The sequence below is a fragment of the Herbaspirillum sp. WGmk3 genome (genome assembly GCF_023952535.1).
Taxonomy (GTDB): Bacteria; Pseudomonadota; Gammaproteobacteria; order Burkholderiales; family Burkholderiaceae_D; genus Herbaspirillum; species Herbaspirillum huttiense.
Window position 1 is genome coordinate 1 of sequence record NZ_JAKYWT010000069.1, and the last position, 269, is coordinate 269.

The 269-nt window shown below is 68.0% G+C and carries 1 protein-coding gene; it reads right to left on the reverse strand.

The features are described from left to right. Positions 1-269, reverse strand: a 269-nt coding sequence (locus tag MKD49_RS25975; protein ID WP_252697738.1) for an ATP-binding protein, incomplete at both ends; no start/stop codon positions are given.

A 269-nucleotide genomic window follows, 5' to 3' on the forward strand; every position in this document is an offset into this window, starting at 1 on the left:
GTCGCCGAATACCTCGCCCCAGCGGCCGAAGGGTTTGTTGGAGGTGACGATCAGGCTGGCGCGTTCGTAGCGGGATGAGACGAGTTGGAAGAAGAGGTTCGCGGCCTCGGGTTCGAAGGGGATGTAGCCGACCTCGTCGATGACGAGGAGTGGGTAGCGGCCGAGGCGGGTGAGTTCTCGGTGAAGCGCTCCGGCGTGGTGGGCGTCGGCGAGGTGGGCGACCCAGTCCGCGGCGGTGGCGAACAGGACGCGGTGCCCGGCTTGGCAGG